The following is a 13,313-nucleotide window of genomic DNA, read 5'->3' on the forward strand; positions in this document are numbered from 1 at the left end:
GGAATTTCATGAGCAAGACCCTGCAAGCTATCCGTGGCATGAACGACATTCTGCCAGGACAAACCCCTGTGTGGCGCTATCTGGAAACCAGCTTCGCCCGATTGCTGGATCAATACGGCTACAGCGAAATCCGCTTGCCGATTCTTGAGTTCACAGAACTGTTTGCGCGAGGCATTGGTGAAGGTACCGATGTGGTGGATAAGGAAATGTACAGCTTCCTTGACCGCAACCAAGAGTCCCTAACTCTGCGTCCTGAAGGTACCGCGGGTTGTGTGCGTGCAGTGCTGGAGCATGGTTTGACCGGTGGCGGCCAAGTACAAAAACTCTGGTACGCAGGCCCGATGTTCCGCTACGAAAAGCCGCAAAAAGGCCGCTATCGTCAATTTCATCAAATGGGTGTAGAGGTGTTCAATCAGCCCGGCCCAGATATTGATGCTGAGTTGATTATCCTCACCGCGCGGCTGTGGAAAGCCTTAGGCGTATCTGAAGCGGTAAGTCTGCAACTGAACAGCCTCGGCTCCTCTGAAGCCCGTGCTCGGTATCGGGATGCGCTGGTGGCTTACCTGCAACAGCATTTTGACCAGTTGGATGAGGACAGCCAACGCCGTCTGACCAGCAATCCGCTGCGGATTTTAGACAGCAAAAACGCCCAAACCCAAAGCCTACTGGTAGAAGCCCCCACCCTGTTTGAGTATCTGGATGAAGAATCCAAAGCCCACTTTGAGGGCTTGAAAGCGCGTTTGGATGCCGTGGGTATTGCCTACGAGATCAACCCTAAACTGGTGCGTGGTCTGGACTACTATGGCCGCACCGTTTTTGAGTGGGTGACGGATAAACTAGGAGCCCAAGGAACCGTCTGTGCCGGTGGTCGCTACGATGGCTTGATCACCCAGTTCGGTGGTAAGCCCACTCCAGGCGTTGGTTTTGCCATGGGCGTAGAGCGTCTGGTATTACTGCTGGAAACCTTGGACTGTGTTCCTAAATCCCTAACACCTGCGCCCCACGCCTACCTGTGTGCCTTCGGTGAGCCCGCCGAGCAAGCAGCCCTTAAATTGGCTGAAGAGCTGCGTAATAGCCTTCCTAATGTGCGCTTGCTGGTCAACTTGGGTGGCGGAAGCTTTAAAAGCCAATTTAAAAAAGCCGATAAAAGTGGGGCTAACTACGCCCTGATTTTGGGCGAGGATGAATTGGCAAAACAGGTGATCGGCTTAAAACCGCTGCGCAATGATGAGCCACAACAGCTAGTTGCTTGGGCTGATTTAGCCCAGCAGATGGCCGATTATTTGAACTGAACTCAGATCGAACCTGCATGGAATGTGAGGAGTAGCAGTAGGTGAGCATAAGCGAAGACGAACAACTGGAGCAGTTAAAAGATTGGTGGCAGCGCAGCGGAAAGCCGTTATTAGCAGGCTGCCTCTTAGCCCTGATTGGGGTATTGGTTTGGCAATACTGGCAGCATCGCACCCTAGTACAGACCCAAAATGCTTCTATCCTGTACCAGCAACTGATGAATGCCACCCTAGGCGCAGAAACTCCCGATAAGGCCGAAGTAGCCCGCTTAGGAAATCTGTTAAAAAACGACTACGCCAACAGTCAGTATGCTCAGTACGCACGGTTGTTTTTAGCTAAGGTGGCCGTAGACGCAAAGCGCCTTGATGAAGCGGCTACCGAGTTAAGAGTATTGGTTGAGACTGCTAAAGATACGACCGTCAAAGAGATTGCCCGCGAGCGTTTGGCCAGAATTTGGATCGCCCAAAATGAGCCACAGCGCGCTTTGGATATGCTCTCTGGGACTACTGATCCTGTATTTGCGGCAACCCGAGAAGAACTGCGCGGGGATATCTTGGTGCAGTTGGGGCGTGTGGAAGAAGCTAAACAGGCCTATCTAAAGGCTCAGGCGGCACTGCCCGCCGAAGTTTCTCCTGTACTATTGCAAATGAAGCTCAACGATCTGGCTAAACCTGAGGATACTCCAAGCAATGCCTAACCGGATCTGCGCTCTGTTATGGATCATCCTAGCGAGCTTTTCTCTAGGAGGTTGTGGTCTGATTGAGACGGCCAGCGATACGGTGAATAGCCTGTTTAACTCTGATGCTAACGAGCCAGAACCCGCTCCGTTACCTGAGTTTAAGCCAGAGGTTGAGTTAGTAGACCGCTGGAGTGCGCGGGTTGGGGTGGGGCAAGGTAAAACCTACAATCAGTTGGTGCCTGCGGTATACGGCAACGAAATTTTTGCGGCTGATGTAGAAGGCTTTGTCATTGCTTTGGATCGTTTCAGCGGTGATGAAAAGTGGAGTCGCGAAACCCTGGAGCCTATTTCAGGCGGTGTGGGAGTTGGCTTTGGTTTGGTGCTCTTTGGTACCTTGAAAGGCGAAGTGGTAGCGCTGGATGTCGATAATGGCACTGAAAAGTGGCGTGCTAAAGTCGATGGCGAGGTGTTATCTCCGCCCTCCGTCAATGGGGACATTGTTCTGATTCAAACTCAGAACGATAATCTCGTTGCTCTGGATATAGATACGGGGCGTAAGCGTTGGAGCTATGAAAATACGCCTGCGGTTTTGACCCTACGCGGTACCAGTACCCCACTTTTAACTAATAGCTTTGCACTGGCGGGCTTATCCAGCGGCAAGATAATCGCCCTGGATACCCAGCGAGGGTTCCCTATTTGGGAGCAGCGGATTGCGATTCCCCAAGGGCGCTCAGAGTTAGAGCGGGTAGTGGATATTGATGGAGATATGCTGCTCTCAGCGGGTGTCTTGTATGCCGTGAGCTATCAGGGGCGTGTAGCGGCTATGGATGTACAGAGTGGGCGTATCCTTTGGCAAAAAGATGCCTCTAGTTACAGAGGAATCGCTAAAGGCTACGGCAGCTTGTATTTGAGTTTGGCCGATGGGCAAATCCAAAGTATTGATGAGCGCACCACTACGGTACTTTGGAGTAATAAGGCCTTAGAGCGTCGTCAGTTATCTGCGCCCGTAGTGTTTTCCAGCTACATTGCAGTTGGCGATAAAGAGGGATATCTGCATTTGCTCAGCCAGATTGATGGACGTTTTGTTGCACGTCTAGAAATCAACGAAAGTGGTTGGCAGTTTGTACCCACTTCTGGCGTGCGTGTAGCCCCTGTCGTCGATGGAGACTGGCTGTACTCCTACGGAAACGACGGTAGCTTGATTGCGTTAACCCTAAAATCCAAAGACGAATAGGGTTTAGGGCGCTTTTTCTAATTAAAAGCATCTATTAAGATTTTGGCCGCTGCTAACCAGCGGCCTTTGTATTTTCTGACTCAGACGCTGGAGAGCCGTATGGTTCCCGTAATTGCTTTGGTAGGTCGGCCCAATGTGGGCAAATCTACCCTGTTCAACCGCTTGACTAAAACCCGTGATGCCATCGTGGCCGAATATGCAGGGCTGACCCGCGATCGCCAATACGGTGAGGCTAGCTGGCAGGGACGCACCTACATTGCCATCGACACGGGCGGCCTGACCGGAGACGAAGAAGGTATTGATGCCAAAATGGCCGAGCAGTCGCTGTTAGCGATTGAAGAGGCTGATGTGGTGCTCTTTATCGTGGACTCGCGCGATGGCTTAACACCACCGGATTTAATGATTGCGGAGCATCTACGCAAACGGAATAAGCAAGCCTTACTGATCGCTAACAAGGTTGATACTCTAGATCCAGATATTGCCCGCGCTGAGTTCAGCCCCTTAGGTTTGGGGGATGCGATCCCCATCGCTGCGGCTCATGGACGCGGCATCCAAGCCATGCTAGAGGCCACCTTAGGCCGTTTCCCTCGCGATAATGCCGAAGAAGAGGCTGAGCCAGAGGTTGTTGCTGAAGGTCAGGAACCTAAACGTATTCCCGGCCCCAGCGAAAAAGACGGTATTAAGATCGCCATCATTGGCCGTCCTAACGTGGGCAAATCCACTCTGGTCAACCGAATGCTTGGTGAGGAGCGGGTGATTGTCTATGACCAAGCCGGTACGACTCGCGATAGTATCTACATTCCCTTCGTGCGTAATGACGACGAAAAATACACCCTGATTGATACTGCTGGGGTGCGTAAGCGCGGCAAGATTTTTGAGGCGGTCGAAAAGTTCTCGGTGGTTAAAACCCTGCAAGCCATTCAAGATGCCAACGTGGTGATCTTTGTGATGGATGCGCGAGAAGGCGTAGTAGAGCACGATCTCAACCTGCTGGGCTTTGTGCTGGAAACCGGCCGGGCGTTAGTGATTGCCCTGAATAAATGGGATGGCATGGAGCCCAGCCAGCGTGACTATGTAAAGGTCGAGCTGGAGCGGCGTTTGCTGTTTGCCAACTTTGCCGATATTCACTTTATCTCTGCGCTGCACGGTACGGGTGTTGGGCATCTGTATCGTTCGGTGCAGGAGGCGTTTAAATCCGCCGTAACCCGCTGGCCGACCCATCGCCTAACCCAGATTCTGGAAGATGCAGTGCAAGAACATCAGCCGCCCTTAGTCAATGGTCGGCGTATTAAACTGCGTTACGCCCACTTGGGGGGAGCCAACCCGCCTTTGGTGGTCATTCACGGCAATCAGGTAGAAGCCGTTCCTAAGTCCTATACCCGTTACTTGGAAAATACCTACCGCCGTGTGTTAAAACTGGTAGGAACGCCGATTCGGATTGAATATAAAGGCAGCGCAAACCCCTATGAAGGCAAGAAAAATACCCTGACGGAACGGCAAGTCAACAAAAAACGCCGTTTAATGAGCCACCATAAAAAAGCTGAGAAAAAACGCAAAGATAAGCGTTGATGTCATCAACTGAAACATGCCTACCGCATACGCATACATAGGAAACGCCCCATGAGCATCAAACCCGATAAATGGATTCGCCGCATGGCCCTAGAGCACGGGATGATCGAGCCCTTTGTGGAAAATCAGGTGCGGATGCGGGGGGATGAGCGGCTGATTTCTTACGGCGTTTCCAGCTACGGCTATGATGTGCGCTGCGCCGACGAGTTTAAGGTGTTTACCAATATTCACTCCGCCACTGTTGACCCTAAAAACTTTGACGAAAAAAGTTTTGTGGATGTTAAAGGGCCGGTGTGCATTATTCCCCCCAACTCCTTCGCACTGGCTCGCACGGTGGAGTACTTCCGTATTCCACGTAATGTGCTGACTATTTGTTTGGGGAAATCGACTTATGCCCGTTGTTTTCGAGGGGATACGCGCGTTGCCTTGGTGGATGGAACCGCACCAACCCTAGAGGAAATGGCCCGTCGAGCAGAGCAAGGTGAGCTTTTTTGGGGTTATAGCATCGGTGAGAACGGTCGCCTTATCGTAACCCAACTTCAGGCTCCTCGTTATATTGGGCGAGATAATCTAGTTGAAGTCATACTGGATAACGACCGTAGTATTTTCGCTACACCGGATCATCTCTTTATGCTGCGCGATGGCCGTTGGAAGGCAGCGGCTGAACTCGAACCCAATATGTCCCTGATGCCGTTGTATCGGCAGTTAGTCCGGGGTTATGAGTCCGTGTATCAACCCATGACGGGGTACTTTATTCCGAAGAAAAATCTCGTTAACGAGTGGGGAGGTAAAGCAAACTTGACGGATAAACAGACTATTAATTTTTCCGGCAACCTAACATTGCCCCCTCTAACAACAGCTAGTGTTCAGCACTCTTCTTATCTTAACCATAAAGTTAAATCGGTACGCTCGGTGGCCGGTGAGCATGATGTTTACTGTTTGACCGTACCAGAAGCCGGAAACTTTGCTTTGGAGGACGGCGTGTTTGTGCATAATTGCGGCATTATCGTAAACGTAACGCCCCTAGAGCCTGAGTGGGAAGGGCATGTAACCTTAGAATTCTCCAACACGACCACCTTGCCTGCAAAGATCTACGCTCATGAGGGGGTGGCTCAAATGCTGTTTTTAGAGTCCACGGAAGAGTGCGAAGTATCCTACCGTGATCGTGGTGGAAAATATCAAGGACAGCTTGGGGTGACTTTGCCGAAGGCTTAGCTTTTGCCCTTCCTGCGACAGGCTCAGGGCAGGGGCAGGCTACCTATTTTGAGCAAGCCCCACACTGAGCTCGTCGAAGGAGGGGCAAGGGAGAGTCAAAGTGTTAAAGGCTCCGGCCAATCTCCCTGAATATTCAAGCTGTGGCTTAAGCTCAGGTTAATCGCATTGTAGGTGTCAATAAAGTGCGGAATAAGCTGCCGTGCTGCATAGAGCGCTTGGATTAAATCCTCGGCGGCTGGTTGATATTCATGCACCATCCGGTTGCGGAGTGTGCGCGCTGCTAACCAGTCTTGAGTAGACCAAAGTAACCCAAGTTTTTCGGCACGGTTAAGGTTATCCAGAGCACTCCCTGTGCGTTCGGCTAAAGCTCTAAGACAGGCGGGAATTAACTTATCGCCTAGGTTATCTTGCAGTCGGGTAAAGCGGGATACGAACGCTTCTAAAGTTTCTGAGGCCGCATCATTTTGTTCTAATCCGCTGAACCAATCAGAGTTAAGTTCGTAGGCGAATAAGCGTTTTTCGGCACGTTGTAACCAAGAGGCTTCGCGGCGTACCACTTCCATAAGGTTCAGTAAACGTAAGTGCTCTGGATTATAGGGCGAGGTCAGCTCAATACCCTGTGTTTTAGCGATGCGGTGTATAGGGCTCAGTTGGGTATTGGGGTCAACCACTAAAATATCGAATTTTTGTTCGCCGAGCGCTATTTGTAAGGCTGCATCCAAACGGGCTGCGGCCAATATGCGATTTTCTAGGGCCTGATCCGTTTCGATCAAGAGGTCAATATCGCCCCCTCGTTGCTGATTGTTGACTCGCGAGCCAAACAGCCAAATCCGAACACTTGGCCCTAGTTCTTGACGGGTTAGGGCGATAATGGTTTCTTGTTGGGAATCTGTGAGGCGCATGGACATTGTGATCGTATCCATTAATGACTAGCAGATTTACTGCATATTGATATTTATTGGTATGACACTAAAGCTTAGTAAGTTTTTAGAGATTTATTTGGCTTTATTGGGTATTTTCAATGATTCTTTTATTCTTTGGAATAAGCTTGATTTAAGTTTTTGTGGTGGAGTTTTGCTATAAGTTCCATCCAGTTGCTTAACGGGGTAAACTAACTCTGTTTTTCCTACCACATGGCGTTTTCCAAGTTCGTTAAGCTCGCGCTTCTGACGAGTAATAATACACATTGAGTTGATAAACTCTATTGAATGTATTTCTGACAATATGGACTCATCTAATGTATCTGGGATATCAAAATCGGCTAATAGTTGTCTGCGTGTATATTTCAATCCCCAGTGCTCAAAATTTAGTATATCTACCAATGCCTTAAAAAAACTGATGGAGGACTTTTTATAAAAAAGGCCACCTTGGTAGTTTTTCCAATAGCTGCAATGTAAATCTTCAGCTATAAAAATCCCACCTGACTTTAAGTGTGGGAATAACGTACAAAAAGTTTTGACTATATCGTTGCTTGTGTGGGAGCCATCATCAATGATTATGTCAAAACTGGGAGCAATGGAAAGCAGTTCTTCAAGCGTTTTAGAGTTTGTAATGTCACCAATAACCAGATGGACTTTGGGAGTGTCGAACTTTATTTTTCCACAATCAGAATTTATATCACATCCTAAGATTTTGTCAGCATTAGGAAAGTATTTTTCCCATATTTCTAATGAGCCCCCATTTTGGACACCGATTTCGAGTAGGTTTATAGCAACTTGTTTTTTAGGGAAAAATATATGCTCATATTTAGATAAATATATGTTCCATTTATCAGAAATGAGTCCGTTGTGCTCTTTGCAAATACTCTGTAGTGTATGTTTTTGCATTAGGATACTCCTTTACATAAGAACTAGTTTTTAACTAGCTGCGGGTGCTTTTAGCGAGCATTCCCGCAGGAGCCTGGTTGGATGCCTGTTAATCAATGATTTTGAGTAACTAAACGGCTGATAACATGGCGAGCACGGTTTAGGGTTTGTTGTGATGAGCCTAAATGAGTTTGTATAAACTGATTGAATTGATCGTATTGTTGTATTTTTGCATTAAGCTGCTCCACTTGTTGTAGCAGTTGCTGCTTTTCTTGTTGAAGTGCACTGTGCTTTTTATCCAGTATTTCTAATTGTTGTTTAATTTCTTGCTGGTTATTTTGGGAGGATGCTCGTTCTTGTTGTAACTGAGTAATCACTAAGCGTGCTTGATTAAAGGTTTGTTGCGAGTCTTTAAGCTGTTCCAGCATAAAGTTATTAGCTTGGCGGTACTGTTCTAATTCAGATATTGATTGGTGATTTTTGTGTATTTCCTGTTCTAATTGCTCTATGTGGCTTTGTTTTTGTTCTACTTGGTTTCGCAGTTTTATGATGGTAGTGGTAGCTTGAGTCAGGATTTGATGAGAGGCTTTAAGCTGCTCATCTATATTGGTATGGGCTTGCTGATATTGTTTAAGCTCTAAACTTAATTGATTGATTTTTTGAGTATCTAGCTCAATTTTAGAACTCTGTTGGGTATTTTGAAGCTTATATTGTTCTAGCGCTTTATTTAAGCGTAATACTACAGAGCTAGCAGAGGATAGGGTTTGCTGAGTATCGCTCAAGTGTTCTTGTAAATGAGGGTTAGCCAGATAGTAGCGCTCTAGTTCTTCTTGAGTTTGGTGTAGTTGTTCAAGTATTAGCTCATTTTCTGAGGTCAATGCTTGTATATCAGCCTCATTTTTTTGTTGGCTGTGTTTTAGTTGCTCTAGCTCGTGTTGGGATTGTTTTAACTGTGTCGATTGATTATTTAGTTCGGTTTCTTTTTGTGCTAGATTCTGTTGCAGATGTTCTATGGTGACTAATTTTTGTTTGTTATCAAGGTAGTAGTTTTCAAGCTCTTCCTGTATTTGATGTAGCTGTGCAATGATTAGCTCATTTTCAGCCGTTATAGATTGCAACTGAGCAGAGTCTTGTTGAGCGTGTTGCAATTGGTTTTGAAGTTCTTTTATCCTTTGCTCTTGTTGAGTTAGGATTTCGGCATGATTTTTAGATAGCTGAGCGTTGGTTTGTTGTTGTTTTTTGAGTTCGTCTTGAGTTTGTTGTAATTGGGTATTTAGTTGCTGGTTCTGATTTTGTAAGGATTGTTTTTCCTTAACTATAGTAGTTTTGTTGTATTCTAATTGAGCTTGAAGTTCTTTTAGTTTTTGTCCCTGATGGGTTGATGCTTCGGTATGGTTTTTAGATAGCTGAGCATTAGCTTGTTGTTGTTTTTTGAGCTCATCCTGAGTTTCTTGTAAAAGAGTATTTAATTGCTGGCTTTTGGTATTAAAAAGCGCTTGCTCTTGGGTAAGTTTGGATAATTTTTTTTGAGTATCATCTAAATCCTTGGATAGTTTTTTACTGATAACTTTCTCCTGTTCTAATGCCAGTGATGTTTCAGATAGCTGTTGTTTTTGTTTAGCATACTGGAGCTGTATATCTTCAACTTCACTGTGCTTTTTTTGCAGTTGGGTGAGCTGATTTTCTAAAATGACTAGCTGACCTGTTTCTTGAACCAGCTTGGCAGCAGTGAATAAATTGGTTTTAGAAAGTGGTGGATAGATATTATTTTCTTGTGGCTTTTGCTTGTTGGGAGTCCAACTGGAGGCTTCTAAGTTTTTTAATAGAGTCCATTGTTTTTTAGCGGTATGGCGGAATAGGGCGGCCAATAAAACTTGGTATTCATTAGATGTATTGGGTTCTTTGGTAGGGAATACTGATAGTTCTAAACCAAGCTTTGAGGCCAGTTGAGCGGGTGTGACCGCCTCGATATTGATTAGCAACAAGCGTTCGCCAAGAGCGCGGCGCAGTAAAAGTATGGCTTGCTGCTGCTGTTGCCATACATCAAGCGCTTCATCTGCTGTTTTTGGATCTATTAAGATATTCCAAGGTGTACGGTAGAGCCATACACCCAATGTATTTTGGTTTTGTTCAACATATTGTTGAAGGTTTTTAATGAAATCCTCTGACTTCTGCCAATTTAAATCAATGGGTGATTCAGATGTAGGACTCCAGTAACTATGAAAATCTTGTTCGGACAACCCGGACAGGGTGATATTCATATGAGTGTGCTCCATAAAATAGGATTGCCTCATTTAAGCTGATCTATGCTAGTTTAATCCAAACCAAAAAGATCTCTAGTATATACTTTATCGGTAACATCAGTGATTTCACTGGTCATGCGATTGGCAACAATAACGTCAGATATGGTCTTAAATTCATTAAGATCTTGGATAACCCGTGAATGAAAAAACTGTTCCTCAGTTAATACGGGTTCGTAAACTACTACCTCTATACCCTTGGCTTTAACGCGCTTCATGATTCCCTGAATGGAGGACGCTCTAAAGTTATCGGAACCTGATTTCATAATTAGGCGATAAATGCCCACTATTTTAGGTTTGCGCTTAAGGATAGAGTCAGCAATAAAGTCTTTACGAGTTCGATTAGCTTCTACAATGGCTTGAATTAAATTATTGGGAACATCATTATAATTAGCCAATAGCTGCTTAGTGTCTTTTGGTAGGCAATAGCCACCATAGCCAAAAGAGGGGTTGTTATAGTGGTTGCCGATACGAGGATCCAGTCCTACTCCTTGAATAATTTGCCGGGTGTCTAATCCATGTATTTCGGCATAGGTGTCTAGCTCGTTAAAATAAGCAACCCGCATGGCTAAGTAAGTATTAGAAAATAGCTTTATGGCTTCGGCCTCCGTGCTGTTGGTAAAGAGCACGGGTACATCTTTTTTAATAGCTCCTTCGAGTAATAAATCAGCAAATTTATGGGCTTGCTCAGAGTTATCGCCGATAATAATTCGTGAGGGATAAAGATTGTCGTAAAGAGCCCGTCCTTCGCGTAAAAATTCAGGAGAGAAAATAATTTGATCTGTTTTGAACAGTTGACGCATCCGTTGAGTAAAGCCAACGGGAACTGTGGATTTAATAATTAAAGTAGCTGCTGGGTTAATAGATAAAACATCTTGTATTACAGACTCTACAGAGCTGGTATCGAAATAGTTTGTTTCTGGGTCGTAGTTGGTTGGTGTGGCAATCACTACAAAATCAGCATTTGTATAAGCTTCTAGCTTATCCAGAGTCGCTTGCAGTTGAAGGGGCTTTTTCTGTAGGAATTCTTCAAGCTCTAGGTCGATAATAGGAGACTGATGATGGTTGAGTAATTTTACTTTTTGAGGGTCAACGTCTAAAGCTACTACTTCGTAATGTTGGGCGAGTAGCACTGCATTAGAGAGACCGACATAGCCGGTTCCTGCAATAGTAATTTTCATAAAATTTATACTCAACTTTGTTTAAGAGGAGTGGAGTAGGGTAACTGAAGATCAAGGGATTTTAGCTTTTCTTCGAAAGAGGGGATATATTCACAATCCCACTGTGCAAATTGTTGGAAATATTCTTTTTCTGATTGAATTAAGTATTGTGTTAAATGGTGTCCTGAGCCCTTGTATGACTTTAAAGTATCATGCTCGTAATTATCTAAAGTGCTATTATTATCCAGCTTCTTTTTTGCATGGTATTGCATTGTATCTAAGGTGTTTCTATAGTGAAAGTGAAAGTAAACAATATTCGTTTGGAGAGTAACTCCAGTCTTTGTTATTCCATGATGGAAACCATGATCAAGTTTTTGACAGCTACCTTGCGCAAAGAAAAACTTTCTTTGATTAGCTACATTTCTATAGAAAGAAGGCTTTACCGGATTACTCGTTGGGCAGCCGCCAATTTTTAATTGATCAGGGGATCTTTCATATATAGATAATGCCTCAGATATTTCTTCCAATGTATATACGTAGTTTCCATTTAGCTTTGCGGACAAGAACTCATCACAATCAAGTGGAAAGTAAAAGTCATATGGATTATTTTTATCCAGTTCTTTTATTAAAGCTGCAAAAATATCCCCTTTGTTTTTAAAGTCTTCAGGAGAGCATTTATCAAAAATGCAGTTTGCACCTAAGTTTTTTGCAAAAGATAATGTAGACAATGTTTGCTTATCATCAGAGCCATTATCGTAGATAAACAAGTTTGTGTATCCAAAAATAGAACCATGGTATTTTACCCATGGTAAAATTAGATCAGCTTCATTTTTCAGCATCATGATTATGCAAATTTTGTATTTTTTCATGGCTTTCTTTATTCCTGATTTTAAATGGTAATGTGTAGTTGAATTTTAAATTAATCCAGTTTTTTATAGGAGGGCTCTGTATTTTTAGTTAAACTCATCCTATTTTCGGCATACTCATGATGTTTCCTAATGTGAGTGCCAGTAGGGCAAGCTTATTGTTAACTATTAATTCCATAATAATTACGATACCATTCAATAAATTTTTTAATTCCAATATTTATGTTTGTTTTTGGTTTGTATCCAGAGAGTTTGTGTAACTGGTTAATGTCAGCAAATGTTTCTAACACATCACCATCTTGTAATGGCATAAATATTTTGTTCGCTTTACAGTTTAAATTTTCTTCTATTTTTTTTATGAATTCAAGTAAGTTGATTGGGCTATTATTTCCGATATTGAGAACTTGGAACGGTACATTACTTATGTGAGGGAGGGGGTTCTTGGGAGTAAAACTTGGTGTCGGTTTTGCTGGATTATCTATACAATAAATAATTCCATCAACTATATCATCTATGTATGTGAAATCACGCTGCATTTCTCCATTATTATAAACATTTATAGGCTTTCCATCTAAAATAGCTTTAGTAAAAAGAAATAAGGCCATGTCTGGTCGTCCCCAAGGACCATAAACAGTAAAAAAACGTAACCCAGTTGTAGGTATATCGTATAAATGACTATATGTATGAGCCATTAGCTCGTTGGACTTTTTTGTCGCTGCATATAAACTGATCGGATGATCGACATTATCTTCTTCTGAAAATGGAGTTTTTGTATTACTACCATATACGCTAGAGCTTGATGCATACACTAAGTTTTTTATTTTATGCGTTCTACAACCCTCTAAAATATTTAGGAAGCCGTTGATATTACTATCAATGTATGAGTAAGGGTTTTTTATTGAGTATCGAACACCAGCTTGTGCAGCTAAATTAAGAACGCAATCAAATTTTTCTTTTAGAAATAGTTCTTGGATTGCTTTGCGGTCGGCAATATCTATTTTGGAAAAGTGAAAATTTTTGAAGTTTCTATGTTGTTTGATAACATCAAGCCTAGAGTGCTTTAAATTTACATCGTAATAATCATTTAGGTTATCAATTCCAACTACCATATCACCGCGCTGTAGCAGACTTATACACGTATGCATTCCTATAAATCCAGCTACACCTGTAAGAAGAATTTTTTGCATGATATCTT

General features: G+C 44.0%; 10 protein-coding genes and 3 pseudogenes. 7 read left to right on the top strand and 6 right to left on the bottom strand.

Annotation, left to right across the window (positions count from 1 at the left end; all coding sequences use genetic code 11):
* Positions 1–8 precede the first annotated feature (8 nt).
* From hisS to LX59_RS15860, 7 genes and pseudogenes are all read left to right on the top strand, one after another.
* Positions 9–1,292, top strand: coding sequence for a histidine--tRNA ligase (hisS, locus tag LX59_RS03620; RefSeq protein ID WP_144570479.1), 1,284 nt, complete (start codon positions 9–11; stop codon positions 1,290–1,292).
* A 41-nt stretch (positions 1,293–1,333) separates the two neighbouring features.
* Entirely contained in the window at positions 1,334–1,987 is a 654-nt protein-coding gene (locus LX59_RS03625) for a YfgM family protein (RefSeq protein WP_144570480.1), read from the top strand.
* The gene (bamB, locus tag LX59_RS03630; protein WP_144570481.1) at positions 1,980–3,203 is read left to right on the top strand and encodes an outer membrane protein assembly factor BamB; all 1,224 of its coding nucleotides are present in this window, start codon (positions 1,980–1,982) and stop codon (positions 3,201–3,203) included. The genes LX59_RS03625 and bamB overlap by 8 nt, the downstream gene beginning before the upstream one ends.
* A 99-nt stretch (positions 3,204–3,302) precedes the next feature.
* Positions 3,303–4,772 carry a ribosome biogenesis GTPase Der gene (gene der, locus LX59_RS03635; protein ID WP_144570482.1) on the top strand — a complete coding sequence of 490 codons (1,470 nt, stop codon included), beginning with the start codon at positions 3,303–3,305 and terminating at the stop codon, positions 4,770–4,772.
* 51 nt (positions 4,773–4,823) lie between these two features.
* A pseudogene (locus LX59_RS15850) lies at positions 4,824–5,174 on the top strand (dCTP deaminase); the annotation flags it as partial.
* A pseudogene (locus LX59_RS15855) lies at positions 5,148–5,762 on the top strand (Hint domain-containing protein); the annotation flags it as partial. The pseudogenes LX59_RS15850 and LX59_RS15855, both read left to right, overlap by 27 nt.
* A 6-nt stretch (positions 5,763–5,768) precedes the next feature.
* Positions 5,769–5,987, top strand: a pseudogene (locus LX59_RS15860) (dCTP deaminase); the annotation flags it as partial.
* Positions 5,988–6,082: 95 nt separating this feature from the next.
* Here LX59_RS15860 and LX59_RS15685 read toward each other — a convergent pair.
* The 6 genes from LX59_RS15685 to LX59_RS03670 all read right to left on the bottom strand — a co-directional run bounded on the left by LX59_RS15685 (position 6,083) and on the right by LX59_RS03670 (position 13,305).
* The gene (locus LX59_RS15685; protein WP_211354811.1) at positions 6,083–6,895 is read right to left on the bottom strand and encodes a nucleotidyltransferase domain-containing protein; all 813 of its coding nucleotides are present in this window, start codon (positions 6,893–6,895) and stop codon (positions 6,083–6,085) included.
* An 87-nt stretch (positions 6,896–6,982) separates the two neighbouring features.
* Positions 6,983–7,813: a class I SAM-dependent methyltransferase gene (locus LX59_RS03650; protein WP_144570484.1), complete on the bottom strand. Its 831-nt coding sequence runs from the start codon at positions 7,811–7,813 to the stop codon at positions 6,983–6,985.
* Positions 7,814–7,905: 92 nt separating this feature from the next.
* Positions 7,906–10,053, bottom strand: a complete 2,148-nt coding sequence (locus LX59_RS03655; protein ID WP_144570485.1) for a coiled-coil domain-containing protein — start codon at positions 10,051–10,053, stop codon at positions 7,906–7,908.
* A 53-nt stretch (positions 10,054–10,106) separates the two neighbouring features.
* Positions 10,107–11,273, bottom strand: a complete 1,167-nt coding sequence (locus LX59_RS03660) for a nucleotide sugar dehydrogenase (RefSeq protein ID WP_144570486.1) — start codon at positions 11,271–11,273, stop codon at positions 10,107–10,109.
* 11 nt (positions 11,274–11,284) lie between these two features.
* Entirely contained in the window at positions 11,285–12,121 is an 837-nt protein-coding gene (locus LX59_RS03665; protein ID WP_144570487.1) for a glycosyltransferase family 2 protein, read from the bottom strand.
* 158 nt (positions 12,122–12,279) lie between these two features.
* Entirely contained in the window at positions 12,280–13,305 is a 1,026-nt protein-coding gene (locus tag LX59_RS03670; protein WP_144570488.1) for an NAD-dependent epimerase, read from the bottom strand.
* Positions 13,306–13,313: the final 8 nt, after the last annotated feature.

The sequence above is a fragment of the Azomonas agilis genome (assembly GCF_007830255.1).
GTDB lineage: Bacteria > Pseudomonadota > Gammaproteobacteria > Pseudomonadales > Pseudomonadaceae > Azomonas > Azomonas agilis.

What these genes read in the sequence shown, in the direction of transcription:
- LX59_RS03650 (WP_144570484.1), bottom strand. Translation starts at nt 7,813, where the DNA reads ATGCAAAAACATACACTACAGAGTATTTGCAAAGAGCACAACGGACTC.
- der (WP_144570482.1), top strand. Translation starts at nt 3,303, where the DNA reads ATGGTTCCCGTAATTGCTTTGGTAGGTCGGCCCAATGTGGGCAAATCT.
- LX59_RS15685 (WP_211354811.1), bottom strand. Translation starts at nt 6,895, where the DNA reads ATGTCCATGCGCCTCACAGATTCCCAACAAGAAACCATTATCGCCCTA.
- bamB (WP_144570481.1), top strand. Translation starts at nt 1,980, where the DNA reads ATGCCTAACCGGATCTGCGCTCTGTTATGGATCATCCTAGCGAGCTTT.
- LX59_RS03660 (WP_144570486.1), bottom strand. Translation starts at nt 11,273, where the DNA reads ATGAAAATTACTATTGCAGGAACCGGCTATGTCGGTCTCTCTAATGCA.
- hisS (WP_144570479.1), top strand. Translation starts at nt 9, where the DNA reads ATGAGCAAGACCCTGCAAGCTATCCGTGGCATGAACGACATTCTGCCA.
- LX59_RS03670 (WP_144570488.1), bottom strand. Translation starts at nt 13,305, where the DNA reads ATGCAAAAAATTCTTCTTACAGGTGTAGCTGGATTTATAGGAATGCAT.
- LX59_RS03655 (WP_144570485.1), bottom strand. Translation starts at nt 10,053, where the DNA reads ATGAATATCACCCTGTCCGGGTTGTCCGAACAAGATTTTCATAGTTAC.
- LX59_RS03665 (WP_144570487.1), bottom strand. Translation starts at nt 12,121, where the DNA reads ATGAAAAAATACAAAATTTGCATAATCATGATGCTGAAAAATGAAGCT.